The 18757-nt window shown below is 68.5% G+C and carries 15 protein-coding genes; 12 read left to right on the top strand and 3 right to left on the bottom strand.

The features are described 5' to 3' along the window. The 10 genes from gspN to DTS01S_RS02720 all read left to right on the top strand — a co-directional run bounded on the left by gspN (position 1) and on the right by DTS01S_RS02720 (position 10257). The gene (gspN, locus tag DTS01S_RS02765) at positions 1–804 is read left to right on the top strand and encodes a type II secretion system protein N (protein WP_016450868.1); all 804 of its coding nucleotides are present in this window, start codon (positions 1–3) and stop codon (positions 802–804) included. A 3-nt stretch (positions 805–807) separates the two neighbouring features. Next, complete coding sequence (gene gspD / locus DTS01S_RS02760; RefSeq protein WP_017404591.1) at positions 808–3177, top strand: type II secretion system secretin GspD; 2370 nt, start codon at positions 808–810, stop codon at positions 3175–3177. A gap of 14 nt (positions 3178–3191) precedes the next feature. Next, positions 3192–4553 carry a GspE/PulE family protein gene (locus DTS01S_RS02755; RefSeq protein WP_016448738.1) on the top strand — a complete coding sequence of 454 codons (1362 nt, stop codon included), beginning with the start codon at positions 3192–3194 and terminating at the stop codon, positions 4551–4553. Positions 4554–4616: 63 nt separating this feature from the next. Further along, on the top strand, positions 4617–4901 hold the full coding sequence (locus tag DTS01S_RS02750) for a hypothetical protein (RefSeq protein WP_254787878.1): 285 nt from the start codon (positions 4617–4619) through the stop codon (positions 4899–4901). Positions 4902–4986: 85 nt separating this feature from the next. Beyond that, a complete protein-coding gene (locus DTS01S_RS02745) occupies positions 4987–5988 on the top strand; it encodes an LLM class flavin-dependent oxidoreductase (protein ID WP_061287310.1) in 1002 nt (333 codons plus the stop codon). 4 nt (positions 5989–5992) lie between these two features. Beyond that, positions 5993–6682 carry a helix-turn-helix transcriptional regulator gene (locus tag DTS01S_RS02740; protein WP_061287309.1) on the top strand — a complete coding sequence of 230 codons (690 nt, stop codon included), beginning with the start codon at positions 5993–5995 and terminating at the stop codon, positions 6680–6682. 88 nt (positions 6683–6770) lie between these two features. After that, positions 6771–7415 (top strand): glutathione S-transferase family protein, encoded by a 645-nt coding sequence (locus DTS01S_RS02735; RefSeq protein WP_016448741.1) that lies wholly within the window; start codon positions 6771–6773, stop codon positions 7413–7415. A 142-nt stretch (positions 7416–7557) separates the two neighbouring features. Then, a complete protein-coding gene (gene gspF / locus DTS01S_RS02730; protein ID WP_013800646.1) occupies positions 7558–8784 on the top strand; it encodes a type II secretion system inner membrane protein GspF in 1227 nt (408 codons plus the stop codon). Between the two features lie 16 nt (positions 8785–8800). Beyond that, a complete protein-coding gene (locus tag DTS01S_RS02725; RefSeq protein WP_016450866.1) occupies positions 8801–9721 on the top strand; it encodes a 5'-nucleotidase in 921 nt (306 codons plus the stop codon). 62 nt (positions 9722–9783) lie between these two features. Further along, positions 9784–10257 (top strand): EF-hand domain-containing protein, encoded by a 474-nt coding sequence (locus tag DTS01S_RS02720; protein ID WP_017404594.1) that lies wholly within the window; start codon positions 9784–9786, stop codon positions 10255–10257. Positions 10258–10281: 24 nt separating this feature from the next. Here DTS01S_RS02720 and DTS01S_RS02715 read toward each other — a convergent pair whose 3' ends face one another. The 3 genes from DTS01S_RS02715 to DTS01S_RS02705 form a co-directional block, all read right to left on the bottom strand. Continuing rightward, positions 10282–10716: a hypothetical protein gene (locus DTS01S_RS02715; protein ID WP_016450864.1), complete on the bottom strand. Its 435-nt coding sequence runs from the start codon at positions 10714–10716 to the stop codon at positions 10282–10284. A 156-nt stretch (positions 10717–10872) separates the two neighbouring features. After that, complete coding sequence (locus DTS01S_RS02710; RefSeq protein ID WP_016448746.1) at positions 10873–11376, bottom strand: cyanophycin metabolism-associated DUF1854 family protein; 504 nt, start codon at positions 11374–11376, stop codon at positions 10873–10875. Between the two features lie 3 nt (positions 11377–11379). Beyond that, positions 11380–13674: a cyanophycin metabolism-associated ABC transporter gene (locus DTS01S_RS02705; protein ID WP_061287308.1), complete on the bottom strand. Its 2295-nt coding sequence runs from the start codon at positions 13672–13674 to the stop codon at positions 11380–11382. 218 nt (positions 13675–13892) lie between these two features. Here DTS01S_RS02705 and DTS01S_RS02700 point away from each other — a divergent pair, with 218 nt between their 5' ends. Together DTS01S_RS02700 and cphA are read left to right on the top strand one after the other, a co-directional pair. Further along, positions 13893–16094 (top strand): cyanophycin synthetase, encoded by a 2202-nt coding sequence (locus DTS01S_RS02700; protein ID WP_016450863.1) that lies wholly within the window; start codon positions 13893–13895, stop codon positions 16092–16094. Between the two features lie 66 nt (positions 16095–16160). After that, a complete protein-coding gene (gene cphA / locus DTS01S_RS02695; protein WP_017407310.1) occupies positions 16161–18740 on the top strand; it encodes a cyanophycin synthetase in 2580 nt (859 codons plus the stop codon). The last annotated feature ends 17 nt before the right edge of the window (positions 18741–18757 follow it).

Below are 18757 nucleotides of genomic sequence, written 5' to 3'. Positions count from 1 at the left end.
ATGCGCCGCCAGCCCCGCTCCCAGCCTGTCCTGCGCTCACCGCGCGGCTGGGCGCTGGCAGGCGCCCTGTGCGGCCTGGTGGCCACCACCGTCGTCTGGGCACCCGCCGCCTGGCTGGCACGCGGCGTGGATTCCGCCACACAGGGCCAGGTACTGCTGCTGCAACCGCGCGGCACGCTGTGGAACGGCTCGGCCTCCCTGGCCTTCACCGGAGGCGCCGGCAGCCGCGACCGCACGGCCCTGCCCACGCGGCTGGAATGGACGCTGCGCCCGCGCCTGGACGGTGCCCGCATTCAGCTGCGCAGCGAATGCTGCACACCCACGCCCGTGGTGCTGGACCTGCTGCCGCGCTGGCAGGGCCTGAGCGCCGTGGTGCACGACAGCGACACGCGCTGGCCCGCCTCGCTGCTGTCCGGCCTGGGCACGCCCTGGAACACGGTGGACCTGCAAGGCCAGCTGCGGCTGGCCACGCAGGCCCTGCAACTGCAATTGCTGTGGCAATCGGGGCGCTGGCGCAGCGACGGCAGCACGCGGCTGGAGGCGCTGGCCGTATCCTCGCGGCTGTCCCCTCTGCGCCCGCTGGGCAGCTACCGGCTCGACATCCTCGGGGGCGACAGTCCGCAGCTGCAGCTCAGTACCCTGACCGGCGACCTGCGCCTGAGCGGCCAGGGCCAATGGGTAGGCCAGCGGCTGCACTTCCAGGGCGAGGCCTCGGCCAGCCCCGAGCGCGAAACCGCGCTGTCCAACTTGCTCAACATTCTGGGACGGCGCCAGGGGCCCCGGTCCATCATTTCCTTTGGTTGATCCATGACTCAGCAGCACACGACCCCGTTCTGGCGCAACACCCTGCACACGCTGGCCGTCAGCGCCATGCTGGCCTGCACCGCTGGCACCGCCCAGGCCCAGCAGACCAATGCACCGGCCGGCGCCACGCCCAGCCTGCGTCCGGGCGAGCCTGTGACGCTGAATTTCTCGGGTGCCGACATCGAGGCCGTCTCGCGTGCCATCGGCGCCATCACCAACCGCAACGTGGTGGTCGACCCCCGCGTCAAGGGCCAGATCACGCTGCTGACCGACAAGCCCGTGCCGCCCGCCACCGCCTACCAGCAGTTCCTGGCCGCGTTGCGCCTGCAGGGCTTCACCATCGTCGAATCGGCCGGCCTGTACAAGGTCATCCCCGAAGCCGACGCCAAGCTGCAGGCCAGCGAGGTGGCCGTGGGCGCGGGCCGCAGCAGCACCGGCAGCCAGATCGTCACCCAGATCTTCAAGCTCAACTACGAGAACGCGGCCAACCTGGTGCCCGTGCTGCGCCCCCTGATCAGCCCCAACAACACCATCAACGTCAACCCGGGCAACAACTCGCTGGTCATCACCGACTACGCAGACAACCTGCAGCGCATCTCGCGCATCGTGGCGACCATGGACGTATCCAACGCCACCGATGTCGAAATCATCCCGCTGCGCCATGCCGTGGCCACCGACATGGTGGCCCTGGTCTCGCGCCTGATCGAAGGCGGCACGGCCAGCCCCGGCGGCCTCACGGTGACCGCAGGCGGCGCCAATATTCCGGGACAGAGCGACAACGCCTTCAAGACCTCGCTGATGGCCGAGCCGCGCAGCAACTCCATCGTGCTGCGCGCGGCCAACCCGGCACGCCTGGCCCAGGTGCGCTCGCTGATCGCGCGGCTGGACCAGCCCGCCATGAACGGCGGCGGCGACCAGGGCAACATCCACGTGGTCTATCTCAAGAACGCCGACGCCGTGGCGCTGGCCGCCACCTTGCGCGCCGCCATCGGCGCCCAGGCCACGGCCGCCGGCACGGCCAGCGGCCAGCCCGGTGCGGGCGGCACCCTGCCGCAGGGCGGCGGCATGTCCTCCATCCCCACCTCGCAGCCCGTGGTCTCGCGCGACTCCAGCGGCACGGCATCCATGGGCATGGGCTCGTCCTCGGGCCTGGGCAGCGGCGGCGGGGGCGGCGCGCTGGGCGTGGCCCAGCAGCCCTCCACGGGCGGCATGATCCAGGCCGATCCTTCGACCAACTCGCTGATCATCACGGCACCGCCGCCCGTCTACCGCCAACTGCGCGCCGTGATCGACAAGCTCGACGGCCGCCGCGCCCAGGTGCTGATCGAAAGCCTGATCGTCGAAATCAAGGACAACCGGCTGGCCCAGTTCGGCATCCAGTGGCAGGCCATGCTCAGCAACAACGGCCGCGTGATCGGCACCCTGGGCACGAACTCCAATGTGGCGGGCGCCAACATCCTGAACCTGCTCGGCCTGGTCAAGGATGGAGGCCTCGACGGCAGCGCCATCACGGGAGACACGTTGTCCAGCCTGAGAGGCACCAACCTCGGCTTCACGCAGCGCGTCAACGGCAAGGACACGCTGGGCTTTCTGGCCAACTTCCTGCAAAACAGCGGTGACGCCAACATCCTGTCCACGCCCAACCTGATGACGCTGGACAACGAGGAGGCGCGCATCATCGTGGGCCAGAACGTGCCCATGGTCACGGGCTCGTACGCCAGCAACTCCACGGGCGGCACGGTCAACCCCTTCACCACCGTGGAGCGCAAGGACGTGGGCCTGATGCTGCGCGTGCGCCCGCAGATCAACGAGAACGGCACGGTGAAGCTGGCCGTGTTCCAGGAAGTCTCCTCGGTGGACGAGTCCACGCGCAAGGACACCAACGGCCTGACCACCAACAAGCGCTCCATCGAGTCCAACGTGCTGGTCGAGGACGGCAACATCGTCGTGCTCGGCGGCCTGATCGACGACAACTACTCCCAGGCCGAGGACCGGGTGCCTCTGCTGGGCGACATTCCCGTCGTGGGCAACCTGTTCCGCAACACCAACCGCAAGCGCAACAAGACCAACCTGATGGTCTTCCTGCGCCCCGTGGTGATGCGCGATGCGACTGCGACCAACCAGGTCTCTTCCGAGCGCTACGAAGCCATCCGCGCGCAGCAACAGAGCCTGCAGCCCGAGCCCAGCGCCCTGCTGCGCTCGGTCAATGCCGCGCCCGTGCTGCCCACGCTGACGCCGCAGCCGGACCCCGGCTCGTTCACCAACCCGGCCGCCATCGTCAACGTGCCGGGCGCCAGGCCCGAGCTGATCGACTTCACCCAGCCGCAGCCCGCCGCGCCCGCCCCCGTGCCGGCCGCGCCCGGCGCGCTCTGAGGCAGGAAGGCCCCATGCGCTATCCCCTGCCCTATGCGTTTGCGCGCACCAGCCAGCTGCTGATCGAGGACGACGGCCACGAGCCCCTGCTCTGGCACGGCCCCTCGCCCGACTGGCAGGCCCTGTCCGAAGTCCAGCGCAGGCATGCGGTGCAGCGCTGGCAGATGCTGGACGCGGGCACGCTGGCCCACCGCATCAGCGCCGCCTACTCGCAGGGCGAGTCCAGCGCTGCCCTGGTGGTCAGCGAGGTCGAGTCCGACGCCGACCTCTCGCGCATGATGCAGGAGCTGCCTGCGGTCGAGGACCTGCTGGAGACGGCCGACGACGCGCCCATCATCCGCATGCTCAACGCCCTGCTCACGCAGGCCGCGCGCGACGGCGCCAGCGACATCCACATCGAGCCCTACGAGCGCCATTCCAGCGTGCGCTTTCGCGTGGACGGCGACCTGCGCGAAGTCGTGCAGCCCAACCGCGCACTGCATGCAGCGCTGATCTCGCGACTGAAGATCATGGCCGACCTGGACATCGCCGAAAAGCGCCTGCCCCAGGACGGCCGCATCAGCCTGCGCCTGGGCACGCGCGCCATCGACGTGCGCGTCTCCACCCTGCCCAGCGCCCACGGCGAGCGCGCCGTGCTGCGCCTGCTGGACAAGAGCGAGAGCAAGCTCAGCCTGGAGGCCGTGGGCATGCAGGGCGAGACGCTGAGGCGATTCACCCACCTGACGGCCCAGCCGCACGGCATCGTGCTGGTCACCGGCCCCACGGGCTCGGGCAAGACCACCACGCTGTATGCGGCACTGTCGCGCATGGACGCCAGCCACAGCAACATCATGACGGTGGAGGACCCCATCGAGTACGAGCTGGCCGGCGTGGGGCAGACCCAGGTCAACGCCAAGATCGACCTGACCTTCGCCAAGGCCCTGCGCGCCATCCTGCGCCAGGACCCGGATGTGATCATGATCGGCGAAATCCGCGACTTCGAGACCGCGCAGATCGCCATCCAGGCCTCGCTGACCGGCCACCTGGTGCTGGCCACGCTGCACACCAACGATGCCTCCAGCGCCGTCACGCGCCTGATCGACATGGGGGTGGAACCCTTCCTGCTGTCGTCCTCCCTGCTGGGTGTGCTGGCCCAGCGCCTGGTGCGCAAGATCGACACCACCGAGCCCAGCGGCTACCGGGGGCGCACCGGCATCTTCGAGATGCTGGTGGTGGACGACACCATCCGCGCGCAGATCCACCGCCAGGCCAGCGAGGCCGAGATCCGCGACACCGCGCTGGCCGCGGGCATGCGCCTGATGCGCGACGATGGCGAGCGCCTGGTGCGCGAGGGCATCACCACGCCCGAGGAAGTGCTGCGCGTCACGCGCGACTAGGCGCAGGCGACCACGCCCGACCCTGCGCAGCACGGGGCATCCCTGTTTGCCACAATGGTCGGCATGTTGGAATCCCTACGCGCCTGGAGCGCTCCCTATGGCGGCGACCTGTTCCTGTGGGTCGCCACGCTGAGCCTGATCAGCTACATCGCCCTGTGGTGGTTCAAGTTCCGGCTGTCCACCAGCCAGCTGCGCCGTGTCATCCGTCTGTCGGCGCTGGTGGCTCTGCCGCTGTCCTGGCTGGCCATCCAGCAGGGCGAGAACCATCTGGCGGCAGCCATCCTCCCCCTGGTCTGGTGCGTGGTGCTGGGCATCACCTGCGCGCGGGAAATGTCCAGAAGAAACTGAGTGCGCGAACGCGCACCAGGAATGCCCTGGCGCGGCAAGGCCCGCGCCGCCCCCACCCACCGTGAACTGGAAGTTGGAACCTGCCATGACATCATTCAATGAAGTCCGTCTGTCCATGCTCGACCTCGTGGCCGTGCGCGAAGGCGGCACCGTCGCCGAGGCCCTGGACATCGCGCTGGCCACGGCCCGCAAGGCCGAGGCACTGGGATTCGAGCGCTACTGGCTGGCCGAGCACCACAACATGCCCGGCATCGCCAGCTCGGCCACGGCCGTGCTGATCGGCCACATTGCAGGCGGCACCTCGAAGATCCGCGTGGGCTCGGGCGGCATCATGCTGCCCAACCATGCCCCGCTGGTGGTGGCCGAAGCCTTCGGCACGCTGGCCGAGCTGTATCCGGGCCGCATCGACCTGGGCCTGGGCCGTGCGCCCGGCACCGATGGCGCCACCATGCGCGCCCTGCGCCGCGACCGCGTCGAGACCGAGGAAGACTTCCCGCGCGACGTGATGGAGCTGCAGCGCCTGCTGGGCCCGGCCACGCCGGATCAAAAGCTGGTGGCCACGCCCGGCGCGGGCACCAACGTGCCGATCTGGCTGCTGGGCTCCAGCCTGTTCTCGGCCCAGCTCGCAGCCCATCTGGGCCTGCCCTACGCCTTTGCCTCGCACTTCGCGCCGCGCATGCTCTACCAGGCCGTACAGCTGTACCGCAGCCTGTTCAAGCCGTCGGCCCAACTGGCCAAGCCCTACGTGATCGTCGGCGCACCCGTGATCGCCGCGCCCACCGATGACGAGGCCGAGTACCTGGCCAGCAGCACCTACCAGCGCGTGCTGGGCATCATCACGGGCCGGCGCGGACTGCTGCCGCGCCCCATCGAGAACTATGCGGCCCAGCTCGGCGAGCAGGAGCGCCGCGCCATCGGCGACTTCCTGGCCGTGGCCTCCATCGGCGGCCCGGACAAGGTGCGCACGCGCCTGCAGAAGCTGCAGGCCGACACCGAGGCCGACGAGCTGATCCTGGTCAGCGACGTGTATGACCGCGACCTGCGCCTGCGCTCGCTGGAGATCACGGCCGGCGTCATGGGCCGCTGAAGGCATGAGCCGCTCCGCCCGGCTGCTGCAGCTGATCGACCTGCTGCGCCGCGCGCGCCTGCCCCAGGCCGGGCCGGTGCTGGCCCGGCAGCTGGACGTGAGCCTGCGCACCCTCTACCGCGACATCGCCACCCTGCGCGAACAGGGTGCCGCGATTGCGGGCGACCCGGGCGTGGGCTACGAGATGCGGCCCGGCTTTCTGCTGCCGCCGCTGATGTTCACGCCCGATGAGCTGGAAGCCCTGCTGCTGGGCGCGCGCTGGGCCAGCCGCCAGGCCGACCCCGAGCTCGCCCAGGCCGCCATCGCCGCGCTGGACCGCATACGCAGCGCGCTGCCGCTGGAGCTGCGCATCGAGGTGGACACCAGCGGCCTGCTGGTGCCGCCCATCTGCCACGAATCCGTGACCGAGCCTTGGCAGACCGCGCTGCGCCTGGCGATACGGCGCCAGCACCGGGTGCTGCTGCACTACACGGATGAGAAGGGCCAGCCGACCGAGCGCCAGATCTGGCCTTTTGCCATGGCTTTCTTCGATCAGCGGCGCATTCTTGCGGCCTGGTGCGAACTGCGCCAGGACTTCCGCCATTTCCGCGCCGACCGCGTGCGCTCCGTCACCGATCTGCAGGAACGGTATCCCGACCACCGCAGCGGCCTGATCGAACGCTGGTCGCGGCAACTGGGCTACACGGTCCGCTGACACCACTGCTGACAAAAACTGTCAGCATGGCCTCCTACAGTCGCTCCCATGGCCTTCTCGCCATGCATTCAAACCACTGGGAGCCTTCATGAACGACTCGATCAAGCCTCTGCGCTTTTACTTCCACCCCCGCTCGCGCGCCGTCATCGCGCGCTGGATGCTGGAGGAATGCGGCGCCCGCTATGAGCCCGTGCGGCTGGAATTCGGCAGCACCATGAAGGCTGCCGACTACCTGGCCATCAACCCCATGGGCAAGGTCCCCGCGCTGGTGCACGGCGAGACCGTGATCACCGAACAGGCCGCCATCCTTGCCTATCTGGCCGACATCTTCCCCGAACGAAGGCTCGCGCCGGCCGTGGACAGCCCGCTGCGCGGCGTCTACCACCGCTGGATGTTCTTCCTGGCCGGCCCCGTCGACGCCTTGATGACAGCCAAGAGCCAGGGCCACCTGGAGCAGCAGACGGCCGACCAGGCCATGTCCGCCGGCTATGGCCGCTATGACGACGTGGTGCAGACGCTGCGCCAGGCCGTGGCCGGCAGGCGCTACCTGTGCGGCGACCAGTTCACCGCCGCCGACGTGCTCATGGCCAGCTACCTGCGCTGGGGGACGATGATGAAGCTGCTGCCCGCGCTGCCCGAGTTCAGCGACTACGGCCAGCCGCTGATGGAACGCCCGGCCTCGCTGCGCTCCATCCAGCTCAACGAAGCGGACCTGGCCGCCCAGCCGGCATAGGCACCTCCGGGACCTGGGGGCGAGGCCCGAGACGGCCTCGCCATCCAGCCGTCACCGGCAGCGGCTACCATCGGGGGTTGGATCGCCGCCTGGCGTTTCCTGAACGCCATCCTTCCCCAGCCCCTCCCGACTCCCGCCGCGCATGCCTGCCTTTTCCTTCGAAGCCCTGGATGCCCAAGGTCAGACCCGCAAGGGCACGATCGAAGCCGACAACGCGCGCGCCGCGCGCAGCCAGCTGCGCGCCCAGGCCCTGGTGCCCATGGCCGTGGAGATCGTGGCCTCGGGTTCCGCGTCCGGCCCGCAGGGTGGCGCCTCGCGCTGGCTGACCCGCCCCGTCCTTGGCTCCACAGGGCTCACCGTGTGGACGCGCCAGATGGCGGGGCTGGTCGGGTCAGGCCTGCCCATAGAGCGCGCCCTGGCCGCGCTGTCCGAAGAAGCCGACGACCCGCGCCAGCACCACCTCGTGGCCGCGCTGCGCGCCGAGGTCAACGCAGGCTCCACCTTTGCCCGCGCACTGGCCCAGCATCCGCGCGAATTCTCCGACATCTACTGCGCCGTGATCGGCGCCGGCGAGGCCAGCGGCAGCCTGGGCCCGGTGCTGGAGCGGCTGGCCGACGACCTGGAATCGCGCCAGGCCCTGCAGTCCAAGCTTATTGGCGCAGCCCTGTACCCGGCCATCGTGACCCTGGTGGCCATCGTCATCGTGCTGTTCCTGGTCAGCTACGTGGTGCCCCAGGTGGCCAGCGTGTTCGCGGGCACCAAGCGCGCCCTGCCCTGGCTCACCGTGGCCATGCTGGCGCTCAGCGACTTTGTGCGCAGCTATGGCTGGGCCGCGCTGGTCGCCCTGGTGCTGGGCGCCGTGGGCTTCCGGCTGTCCATGAAGAATCCCGTGCTGCGCGAGCGCTTCGACGCCTGGTGGCTGCGCCTGCCGCTGATCGGCCGGCTGGCGCGCAACTACAACGCGGCACGCTTTGCCGGCACGCTGGCCATGCTGGCGGGCGCGGGCGTGCCCATTCTCAAGGCGTTGCAGGCCGCCGCCGAAACGCTGGGCAACCGCGCGCTGCGTGCCGACGCCATGGACGCGCTGGCCCTGGTGCGCGAGGGCGCGCCGCTGGCCTCGGCCCTGGCGCAGAAAAAGCGCTTCCCGGGCCTGATCTCCATGTTTGCCCGCCTGGGCGAGCAGACCGGCCAGCTGCCCGTGATGCTGCAGCGCGCGGCCAACCAGCTGTCCACCGAGGTGCAGCGCCGCGCCATGCACCTGGCCACCATCCTGGAGCCGCTGCTGATCGTGGCCATGGGCATGGTCGTGGCCCTGATCGTGCTGGCCGTGCTCATGCCCATCATCCAGCTCAACCAGTTCGTCAAATAGCGACAAGCGCCAAGCCATGCCCGTGACCCTGCAAGACAAGCTGGTCGTTGCCATCTCATCGCGCGCACTGTTCGACTTCGAGGAAGAGAACCGGCTGTTCGATGCGGGCGACGAGCAGGCCTACATGCGCCGCCAGCTGGACCTGGTGCACCAGCCGGCACGCCCGGGCATCGCCTTCCCGCTGGTGCGCAAGCTGCTGGCCTTCAATACGCCCGAAGTGCAGCGCGTGGAGGTGATGATGCTCTCGCGCAACGACCCGGCCAGCGGCATGCGCGTGTTCGCCTCGGCCAAGGCGGCCGACATGCACATAGAGCGCGGCGTGTTCACGCGCGGGCGCGATCCGTTTTCCTACCTGCGGCCGCTGGGCGCCCACCTGTTCCTCTCGGCCAACGAGGTCGATGTGCGCAAGGCCCTGTCCATCGGCTTTCCCGCGGCGCGCGTGATGGTCGACTCCACGCCCGCAGGCGACCGCTACCCGCAGGAAGTGCGCATTGCCTTCGACGGCGATGCCGTGCTGTTTTCCGACGAGGCCGAGCGCATCTACCAGCAAGGCGGGCTGCCGGCCTTTCTGCGCCATGAGGTCTCCCATGCCGCCACGCCCCTGGGAGAAGGGCCGTTCAAACCCCTGCTGCAAGCCCTTCACCGGCTTCAGCAGCAGGCGGACTCGTCCCAGACCATGCGCATTCGCACGGCCCTGGTGACGGCGCGCAGCGCACCGGCGCACGAGCGCGCCATCCGCACATTGCTCGATTGGGGAATCACCGTGGACGAGGCCATGTTCCTCGGCGGCCTGGAAAAAGGCCCCTTCCTGCGCGAGTTCGAGCCGGATTTCTTCTTCGACGACCAATCGGGCCATGTCAGCTCGGCGGCCCGCCATGTGCCCGCAGGCCATGTGAACAGCGGCATCTCCAATCCGGACGCCGATCCGCTGAAGTAAACAATTGCAAAGGGCGCACAGCCCTGGCTTGCAGACACCGGTTCCATGCCCAAATAGGTGCCATGCATTTTCCCCTCATGAACCGCTCCGCCCTGCTGCGCCGGCCGCCTGTGCTGCAGGCCACCGCTGCCGTCCTGCTGACCAGCGCCTTCATGCTGCCCGCCGCGCGCGCGCAGGCGGCCGAGACGGCCGACAAGGCGTCCACCGGACAGGCCTCGGCCAGCCCGGCGCCATTGACCAAGGGGGAAATCAAGGCCCAGCGCGAATTCAAGATGCTGGACTTCAACAAGGACGGCAAGCTCAGCCGTGCCGAAGTGGCGCTGTTCCCGCGCCTGGCGGCGGCCTTCGACGAGGCCGACACCGACAAGGACGGCTACGTCTCCTATGCGGAGGTGCAGGCCTTTGCCGTCAAGTACCGCGCCGAGCGCGACAAGGCGAAGGCCAAGGCGCAGGCCGAAGAGGCAAAGGCCGCCGAGCATGCCGCAGCCGTGTCCGCTGCCAGGGACACGAAGGAAGGCGAAGGCTCAAAGGACTGAGCCTGCGCATTCAGCCACTGACACTCAAAGTCCGCCGGTACGCTTGACCTTGGGTTCCGAATAGGTCAACGGCTCCTCGCGCACCTGCAGCTTGTTGCGGGCCACGTCATCGGCCTTGCTGACCTCTTGGGCCTGCTCCACGGCCATGGCGCTGGCGCGCCACATGGACTGGATGAACTCGATGAGCTGCTTGGAAATCGGCTCCTTGGGCGGCTCCTCGACCTCTTCCTTCTGCTTGATCTCCTCGGCCAGCGTCCAGTCGCGGTTTTCCTGGTCCACCACGGACGGTTTTTCAGGATCGCGAATCACACGGCCTTCGCCGATGCGGTCCGTGGATTCGACAGGATTGGCAGCGTTCACGGGACGCACGGGCACCGCTCCCGACGCGCCGGTGGAGTACAGATCGGCGCTTTGCGGGCGCCACGGTATGGGCGATCGGTCAACAGGTGGAATTGGCATGGCTCGACCCTCTTGCTGGATGTGTGCTGTGGGCGGGAATTTCCCGCCGTCGCCTCATCATCGACAGAACCTGAAAGAACTGAAGCGCTTTTTTTTGAAAGACGCCCAGGCCTGCCTCAAACCAAGGGTAAACCCCGAAACCACCCTGACCAGGCGCTAGAGGAAACGCTCCAGCATCTTGCGCGAGGCACGGTCCAGCGCCGTGCTGTCGGGCACGCTGAACTGCACGCCGTCCTGGCTGGTGATCATCAGGTGCGTGCGGCCCGACAGGCGGCGGATATCCTCCTCGGCCTTGAGCACGAGCTGCGCGGGACCGCGGTCGGTCTCCAGGTCCCAGGTGCTGGGCGTGGAATAGCTGGACACCTTGCGGATGCGCTGGATGACGGGCACGAACTCGCGCACGGCCAGATCCTGCTCGATCAGCGTGCGGGCCTGCGCGGGCAGGTGGTCCATGTGGTCCACCCACAGCGCCTCCTTGCCATCGGCACAGACCAGGGACAGGCCTTGCAGCGGCGCGGCAATGGGAAAGGCGCGCACGGGCACCACGGATTCATGGCGCGTGCCGTCGGCCAGGATCAGCACCAGGCGGCCATGGGCGTTGCGCTCCACGCGTACGCGGCTCAGATCGGCGCCGGCGGCGCAATGTTGGGCAGTGGACATGGCTTATTCCTCGATGGTGGTTGCGACCAGGGTCAGGCCTGCGGCCTGGGCATCCTCTTCGGCGCGCCGCGCCTGGGCCTGGTACAGGCGCCAGTAGGCGCCCTGCTTTTCCATCAGTTCGTCGTGCGGACCCACTTCCACGATCTCGCCCCGGTCCATGACCACCAGGCGGTCTGCCTTGCGCAGCGTGGACAGGCGGTGGGCAATGGCAATCGTCGTGCGGCCCTGCACCAGGTTGTCCAGCGCCTTCTGGATTTCCTTCTCGGTCTCGGTGTCCACGGCAGAAGTGGCCTCGTCCAGGATCAGGATGCGCGGGTCGATCAGCAGCGCGCGCGCGATGGAGATGCGCTGGCGCTCGCCGCCCGACAGGCCCTGGCCGCGTTCGCCGACCAGGGAGTCATAGCCGTGCGGCAGGCGCAGGATGAATTCATGGGCATGGGCCGCACGCGCGGCCGCCACGATTTCCTCGCGCGTGGCGTCGGGCTTGCCGTAGGCGATGTTCTCGGCAATGGTGCCGAAGAACAGGAAGGGCTCCTGCAGCACCAGGCCGATGTTGCTGCGGAAGTCCGACACCTTGAGCCGGCGGATATCCACGCCGTCGAGCTGGATGGAGCCTTCGCTCACGTCGTAGAAGCGGCTGATCAGGTTGACCAGGGTGCTCTTGCCCGAGCCGCTGTGGCCGACCAGGCCGATCATTTCACCCGGGCGAATCTGCAGATCCAGGTTCTTGATGACGGCGCGGCTGCCGTAGCGGAAGGTCAGGTTGTCCAGCGTGATGGCACCCTGCACGCGCGGCAGCTTGACCGGGTTGACCGGGTCGGGCACGTTGCTCACGTGGTCCAGGATGTCGAAGATGCGCTTGGCGCCGGCTGCCGCCTTCTGTGTGACCGAGACGATGCGGCTCATCGAATCCAGGCGGCTGTAGAAGCGGCCGATGTAGGCGATGAAGGCCGTCAGGATACCGACCGTGATCTGGCCGCCCGCCACCAGCCAGATGCCGAAGCCCCAGACCACCAGCAGGCCGATCTCGGTCAGCAGCGTCACCGTGGGCGTGAACAGCGACCAGGTCTTGTTGACCTTGTCGTTGGCCTGCAGGTTGACCAGATTGGCCTGGGCGAAGCGGTCGGCCTCGCGCTTTTCCTGGGCGAAGGCCTTGACCACACGGATGCCGGGAATGGTGTCGGCCAGCACATTGGTCACCTCGGACCAGACGCGGTCGATCTTCTCGAAGCCCGTGCGCAGGCGGTCACGCACCAGGTGGATCATCCAGGCGATGAAGGGCAGCGGCACCAGGGTGACCAGGGCCAGCCATGGATTGATGGAGAACAGGATGACCGAGGTCATCACGATCATCAGCACATCGGTGGCGAAATCCAGCGCGTTCAAGGATAGAAACAAATTGATGCGATCTGTTTCCGCCCCGATGCGCGCCATCAGGTCGCCCGTGCGTTTGCTGCCGTAGTAGTCCAGCGACAGCGTCAGCAGGTGGTTGTAGGTGGTCGTGCGCAGGTCCGAGCCAATGCGCTCGGAGACCTTGGCCAGCACGAAGGTGCGCGCCCAGCCCAGGCCCCAGGCCACCAGCGCCGCCGCAAGCAGGCCGCTCAGGTAGAAGACCACCAGGCTGCTGTCGATCTGCTGCCCGTTCTGGAACGGGATCAGGATCTTGTCCACGATGGGAATCGTCAGGTAGGGCGCCACCAGGGTGGCGCCCGTGGAGGCCAGGGTCAGCAAAAAGCCCAGCAGCAGCTGGTGCCGGTAGGGATGGGCAAAGCGCCACAGGCGCAGCAGCACCCAGGTGGAGGTCTGCGGACCCTGCTGGCGCGCGCAGGCCGGGCATTCGTCGGCCTCGGGCGGCAGCTCGGTCTGGCAGGCCGGGCAGCGGGGCACATCGTCCTCGGGCCCGTCGAAGTCCTCGCCACGCGCCATGCGCTCACGCTGGTGATCGAACTGTTGCAGCAGGCGCAATACGCCCGCCTGGTGGCGCAAGGTGAAGCGCCACAGCGCCAGCCGAGCCGCAGGACCATGCAATTCGAGGTTGCCCACGCCGCCGTGGTCCAGCGTACGCAAATTCTGATCGACAGAGAGTATCCACTCACTCCATCGCTGATCCGCAGGATCACAGGCGATGAGGCGCTGGTTGGTCAGGACAACCCAGCCTTCGCCGAAGCGCATATCCAGGGTCAGGTCAACCGTGGCGAGGGCCAGCACGTTTTCATTGGAAGCGAGCCTGGCTCGCAGCTCAGCCCCGCGGGGGCTGGCAAGGAAGGCCGAAACGTCCACAGAATGGTGTTCTTGCATGTTGAGTTGTTTTTCCCGCCCCTGGCGGCTCCTGGTGTCATGCGGGCAACCGCAGCTCCCCGGTGGATATCCCGCGCGTTGCACGGCATACCCTGCTCAACGCGCCAACCCTGGTTTAGGCTGACAACACTGCGCATGGGTTTTCTGGGCGCACAATCCTCTCCCATTCTCCGGCGATCCGAATCCGGGTCGTCGTTCACGCTTACCCGTTGACCGACATGGCGAAATTCAAAGACATCCAACTCTTGCGCACCACCTACCTGCGTGGACCCAGCGTCTGGACCTACCGTCCCGTGCTGGAGGTCTGGCTGGATCTGGGCGAGCTGGAGGACTATCCCTCGAACAAGCTTCCCGGTTTCAACGAGCGCCTGACGGCCTGGCTGCCCGACCTGGTCGAGCACCACTGCGGCGTGGGCGAGCGCGGCGGCTTCATCCAGCGCCTGGAAGGCGGCACCTGGTGCGGCCACGTGCTGGAGCACATCATCATCGAGCTGCTGAACCTGGCGGGCATGCCTGCCGAGTTCGGCCAGACCCGCGAGATCTCGCAGCGCGGCGTGTACCGCATGGTCTTCCGCTGCCCCGAGGAAACCGTGGCGCGCACGGCCCTGGCCCATGGCCACAGGCTGATCATGGCCGCCATCAATGACGAGCCCTTCGACCTGAAGGCCGCCATCAAGGCCATCAAGACCGAGATCAACGACCGCTACCTGGGCCCGAGCACGGGCTGCATCGTCGATGCGGCCGGCGAGCGCCGCATCCCCCACATCCGCCTCAATGACGGCAACCTCGTGCAACTGGGCTATGGCGCCGCGCAGCGCCGCATCTGGACCGCCGAGAGCGACCAGACCAGTGCCATCGCCGAGGGCATTGCCCAGGACAAGGACTTCACCAAGCGCCTGCTGGCCGCCTGCGGCGTGCCCGTGCCCGAAGGCCAGATCGTCCACAGCCCCGAGGAAGCCTGGGAAGTGGCGCAGGACATCGGCTTTCCCGTCACCGTCAAGCCCTCGGACGGCAACCACGCACGCGGCGTGACGCTGGACCTGCGCGACGAGGCCGACATCAAGGCCGCCTTCGCGCTGGCCCAGCCCGAAGGCTCGGACGTCATCGTCGAACGCTTCATCGACGGCACCGAGCACCGCATCCTGGTGGTGGGCGGCAAGGTGGTTGCCGCCTGCCGTGGCGAGACCGTGAGCGTGGCCGGCAATGGCAAGTCCACGGTTCGCGAACTGGTCGCCGTGGTCAACCAGGACCCGCGTCGCGGCCCCGAGCAGGAATACCCGCTGGACTGGATCAACCTCGAAGCCCCGGCCGTGAAGCTGGAACTCAAGCGCCAGAACGTCACGCCCGACACCATTCCTGCCCAGGGCACCAGCGTGCTGCTGCAGCGCAACGGCAACATGGCCATCGACTGCACCGACGAAGTCCATCCCGAAGTGGCCTACATGGCCACGCTGGCCGCCAAGATCGTGGGCCTGGACATCGCGGGCATGGACATGATCCTGCAGGACGTCTCGCGCCCCATGAAGGAGCAGGGCGGCGCCATCCTCGAAGTCAACGCCGGCCCCGGCCTGCTGATGCATCTGAAGCCCACCAGCGGCGCGCCGCGCCCCGTGGGCATGGCCATCGCCGACCACCTGTTCCCGCGCACCGAAGAGGGCACGGGCGCCGGCCGCATCCCCCTGGTCGGCATTGCCGGCACGCGCAACAACGGTTTCACGGCCCGCCTGGTGGGCTGGCTGCTGCAGTTGTCGGGCAAGCTCACGGGCGTGGCCAGCAGCGAAGGCATGTTCCTGTCCAACCGCCAGACCCAGAAGACCAATACCGCCAACTGGGCCGGCGCCCACCGCCTGCTGACCAACCGCCTGGCCCAGGCCGCCGTCATCCAGACCACGGCCCGCTCCATCCTGGAGGAAGGCCTGGCCTACGACCGTTGCCTGGTCGGCGTGGTCACCGACATGGACGGCTTCGAGCAGTTGCCCGACCATGACGTGCACGAGCAGTCGCAGATGACGCGCGTGATGCGCACCCAGATCGACGTGGTGCTGGACGAAGGCGCGGGCGTGCTCAATGCCGACATCGAACAGGTGGCCGACCTGGCCCGCCTGTGCGACGGCGAGGTGCTGTTCTATTCGATGCAGGCAGACAGCCCCGTGGTAGCGGCCCACCGTTGCGAGAGCGAAGGCCGTGCCGTCTTCGTGCGCGGCAACCAGGTGATCCTGGCCACGGGCGCCGCCGAGCGCGTGCTGGGCACGCTGGACGCGCTGAGCCTGCCCGGCGGCCTGCGCCCGGACACGCCGGCCCTGCTCGCTGCCATTGCCGCGGCGTGGTCCATGGACATTGCCCCCGACCTCATCGTCGCCGGCATCAAGACCTTCGACTACACGCCGGCCGCCGCTGCGGTTTCCACCGCCGCCGCCTGAGCCCGACCACACGATGACATGCAGGCAGGCCCGGCGACGCGGGCCTGCCCTCCGAAAGAAGACACTATGCAGATCACCCGCATCCGAGCCCTGCGCGGCCCCAATCTCTGGACCCGCAGCACCGCCATCGAAGCCATCGTGCAATGCGAGCCCGGCGACTGTGACTACTCGGCCCTGGCAGGGTTCGAGGACCGGCTGCGCGCGCGCTTTCCCAAGATCGGCACGCTGCAGCCGCACGGTGCAGACCAGCGCCTGTCGCTGGCCCATGTGCTGGAAGTGGCGGCCCTGTCGCTGCAGGCCCAGGCCGGCTGCCCCGTGACCTTCAGCCGCACGCACGAGACCGTGGAAGCCGGCACCTACCAGGTGGTGGTGGAGTACACCGAGGAATCTGTGGGCCGCCTGGCCATGGAACAGGCCGGTGCGCTGCTGCAGTCGGCACTGGCCGACACGCCCTTCGACGCCGACAAGGTGGTGGCCGAGCTGCGTGAACTCGACGAGGACGAGCGCATCGGCCCCTCCACAGGCTCCATCGTCGATGCGGCCGTGGCGCGCGGCATTCCCATCCGCCGCCTGACCTCGGGCTCGCTGGTGCAACTGGGCTGGGGCTCCAAGGCGCGCCGCATCCAGGCCGCCGAGCTGGACCAGACCAGCGCCGTGGCCGAGTCCATCGCCCAGGACAAGGACCTGACCAAGCGCCTGCTGCACGCCGCCGGCGTGCCCGTGCCGCTGGGCCGCCCCGTCAAGGACGTGGAAGAAGCCTGGCTCGTGGCCCAGGAAGTGGGACTGCCCGTGGTGGTCAAGCCCCAGGACGGCAACCAGGGCAAGGGCGTGGTGGTCAACATCACCACGCACGAGCAGCTCAAGGCCGCCTTTGCCACCGCCTCGGAATTCGGCGACGACATCATGGTCGAACGCTTCCTGCCGGGCCACGACTTCCGCCTGCTGGTGGTCGGCGGCCAGCTGGTGGCCGCTGCGCGCCGCGAGCCGCCCCAGGTGCTGGGCGACGGCCAGCACACCATCCGCGAACTGGTCGAGCTGGTCAACCAGGACCCGCGCCGCGGCTCGGGCCACGGCACGGCGCTGACCAAGATCCGCCTGGACGACATCGCCATCGCGCGCATCGCCACAGAAGGGCTCACGCCCGAATCCGTGCCGGCCCAGGGCCAGCGCGTGGTGCTGCGCAACAACGCCAACCTGTCCACGGGCGGCAGCGCCACCGATGTGACGGACGACGTGCACCCCGACATCGCCGCGCGCGCCGTCGAGGCCGCCCAGACCATCGGCCTGCACATCTGCGGCGTGGACGTGGTCTGCGAGACCATGCTGCGCCCGCTGGAGGAGCAAAACGGCGGCATCGTCGAAGTCAACGCCGCACCGGGCCTGCGCATGCACCTGGCGCCGTCCTTCGGCAAGCCCCGCAACGTGGGCGTGCCCATGGTCGATGAGCTGTTCGCACCCGGCCAGGATGGCCGCATCCCGCTGGTGGCCGTCACCGGCACCAATGGCAAGACCACGACCACGCGCCTGATCGCCCACCTGTTCACCTCGCATGGCTGGCGCACGGCCATGACCAATACCGACGGCGTCTACGTCAACGGCCGCCAGATCGACAGCGGCGACTGCTCGGGCCCGCGCAGCGCGCGCAACGCCCTGGCCCACCCCGAGACCGATGCGGCCGTGCTCGAATGCGCGCGCGGCGGCATCCTGCGCGAAGGCCTGGGCTTCGACCGCTGCCAGGTGGCCGTGGTCACCAACGTGGGCGCGGGCGACCACCTGGGCCTGAACTACATCACCACGGTGGAAGACGTGGCCGTGCTCAAGCGCGTCATCGTGCAGAACGTGGCCGCCGACGGCTATGCCGTGCTCAACGCCGCCGACCCGCTGGTGGCCGCCATGGCCTCCACCTCGCCGGGCAAGGTCATCTATTTCGCGGCCGACCGCCACCACCCCGTGATGGCCACGCACCGCGCCCAGGGCAACCGCGTGGTCTACGTGGACGGCGACAGCATCGTTGCGGCCGAAAGTTCGTGGCGCGAGACCATCGCCCTGCGCGAGATCCCCATCACGCGCAACGGCACCATCACCTTCCAGGTGGAGAACGTCATGGCCGCCATCGCCGCCGCCTGGGGCGTGGGCCTGCCGTGGCAGACCATCCGCCGCGGGCTGGCCGGCTTCGTCAACGACAGCGACAACGCCCCCGGACGCTTCAACGTCATGGACTACCGTGGCGCCACGCTGATCGCCGACTACGGCCACAACCCCGACGCCATCCGCGCCCTGGTGCAGGCCGTGGATGCCATGCCGGCCCAGCGCCGCAGCGTGGTCATCAGCGGCGCGGGCGACCGCCGCGACCAGGACATCACCGAGCAGACCCAGATTCTGGGCCGCGCCTTCGACGACGTCATCCTCTACCAGGATGCCTGCCAGCGCGGCCGCGCCGACGGTGAAGTCCTGGCCCTGCTGCAGCAAGGCCTGCAAGGCGCACCGCGCACCGGCTACGTGACCCAGATCCAGGGCGAGTTCAACGCCATCGACCACGCGCTGGCGCGGCTGACGCCCGGCGACCTGTGCCTGGTGCTGGTGGATCAGGTCGAGGAAGCCCTGGAGCATCTTCGCCGCCATGTGGCGGGTGAAAACACCCCCTGAGGCGCTTTGCGCCTTCC

It is taken from the genome of Delftia tsuruhatensis NBRC 16741, assembly GCF_001571325.1.
GTDB classification, from domain to species: domain Bacteria; phylum Pseudomonadota; class Gammaproteobacteria; order Burkholderiales; family Burkholderiaceae_C; genus Comamonas; species Comamonas tsuruhatensis.
Note: the sequence above shows the minus strand (reverse complement) of the source record. Positions and strands in the feature narration are given on the sequence as shown.

Coding starts and splice junctions, on each gene's coding strand:
- DTS01S_RS02735 (WP_016448741.1), top strand. CDS start 6,771: ATGAACGACTCGATCAAGCCTCTGCGCTTTTACTTCCACCCCCGCTCG.
- DTS01S_RS02715 (WP_016450864.1), bottom strand. CDS start 10,716: ATGCCAATTCCACCTGTTGACCGATCGCCCATACCGTGGCGCCCGCAA.
- DTS01S_RS02700 (WP_016450863.1), top strand. CDS start 13,893: ATGGCGAAATTCAAAGACATCCAACTCTTGCGCACCACCTACCTGCGT.
- DTS01S_RS02755 (WP_016448738.1), top strand. CDS start 3,192: ATGCGCTATCCCCTGCCCTATGCGTTTGCGCGCACCAGCCAGCTGCTG.
- cphA (WP_017407310.1), top strand. CDS start 16,161: ATGCAGATCACCCGCATCCGAGCCCTGCGCGGCCCCAATCTCTGGACC.
- gspN (WP_016450868.1), top strand. CDS start 1: ATGCGCCGCCAGCCCCGCTCCCAGCCTGTCCTGCGCTCACCGCGCGGC.
- gspF (WP_013800646.1), top strand. CDS start 7,558: ATGCCTGCCTTTTCCTTCGAAGCCCTGGATGCCCAAGGTCAGACCCGC.
- DTS01S_RS02705 (WP_061287308.1), bottom strand. CDS start 13,674: ATGCAAGAACACCATTCTGTGGACGTTTCGGCCTTCCTTGCCAGCCCC.
- DTS01S_RS02750 (WP_254787878.1), top strand. CDS start 4,617: ATGTTGGAATCCCTACGCGCCTGGAGCGCTCCCTATGGCGGCGACCTG.
- DTS01S_RS02745 (WP_061287310.1), top strand. CDS start 4,987: ATGACATCATTCAATGAAGTCCGTCTGTCCATGCTCGACCTCGTGGCC.
- DTS01S_RS02740 (WP_061287309.1), top strand. CDS start 5,993: ATGAGCCGCTCCGCCCGGCTGCTGCAGCTGATCGACCTGCTGCGCCGC.
- gspD (WP_017404591.1), top strand. CDS start 808: ATGACTCAGCAGCACACGACCCCGTTCTGGCGCAACACCCTGCACACG.
- DTS01S_RS02710 (WP_016448746.1), bottom strand. CDS start 11,376: ATGTCCACTGCCCAACATTGCGCCGCCGGCGCCGATCTGAGCCGCGTA.
- DTS01S_RS02725 (WP_016450866.1), top strand. CDS start 8,801: ATGCCCGTGACCCTGCAAGACAAGCTGGTCGTTGCCATCTCATCGCGC.
- DTS01S_RS02720 (WP_017404594.1), top strand. CDS start 9,784: ATGCATTTTCCCCTCATGAACCGCTCCGCCCTGCTGCGCCGGCCGCCT.